Below are 858 nucleotides of genomic sequence, written 5' to 3' on the forward strand. Positions count from 1 at the left end.
GTAGCCCAGCAAGCGGCAGCAGTCGCTTCCGCGGAAGAGGCACTGCAAGCGGCGGAGCGCGTCTTGCGTGGCCTGCTCAAACGATGTCGCTGACTTGTCCTCGACGTGCGGGAGTGTCAGGAAGAGGTCGCCGTCACGTACCTCTCGGACTTCGAAATCCGGGCTGGCCACGATGGTCTTGACCAGGCCGGGAGGTGCTTTGAGGCGCACCAGGCAGGCAGGGGATGCGGCGACGGGCAAACCAGCCAGCAACGGCTCAGCCAGCTCGGGGATGCCGGTTCCGGCGGCGAGCACGACTGTTCCGGCGGCGTGGAATCCGGTGGAGGAGAGCACACCCTCGACGTGTCCGCCTGCCATCTTCAGGGAAGTCACGATCGAGTTGTGGATCACCATTGCGCCGTGGGCGCGAGCAGCATCCACGAGGGCGCTGGTCATTGCTGTCGGATCGACGCCTCCGTCGCTTGGTGTATGGATGGCTTGCTCGGGAGGGTTTCGCAGGTTGGGCTCCAGCACCGCGATGTCACTTCCTCCGACCCGGAACCGGCTGGGTCCTAACCGGGAGTCGTGCTTGGCCTGGGCGTCGGTCCAGGCCAGCGAGCCTGTCCAGCGGACGGCGACGTGAGGCAGCTCGGTCTCCAATCGCCGGTAGTCCGCAAGGACGGATCCACGCAGGTCTTGCGCTCCGCCGGGCCAGTCCCCTCCGTAGCCACCGATCCAGGCGAAAGAGTCGCCCGTCGCGCCCGTGGCCGGTGATGGTCCCTGGTCGAGCAAGGTCACTGGGACGGCCTGGCGTGCCAGGTGGTAGGCGACCGAGGAGCCAACGATTCCCGCACCGACGACAACAACGGCTGACATGAG

At 66.6% G+C, this 858-nt stretch carries 1 protein-coding gene; it reads right to left on the reverse strand.

Features of this window, described 5'->3' with window-relative positions:
- On the reverse strand, positions 1 to 855 hold an 855-nt coding region (locus tag VXC91_RS46175), incomplete at its 3' end, for an NAD(P)/FAD-dependent oxidoreductase (protein ID WP_329513299.1).
- Between the last annotated feature and the right edge of the window lie 3 nt (positions 856 to 858).

Origin of the sequence: Streptomyces chiangmaiensis (genome assembly GCF_036281785.1) — a bacterium.
GTDB classification, from domain to species: Bacteria; Actinomycetota; Actinomycetes; order Streptomycetales; family Streptomycetaceae; genus Streptomyces; species Streptomyces chiangmaiensis.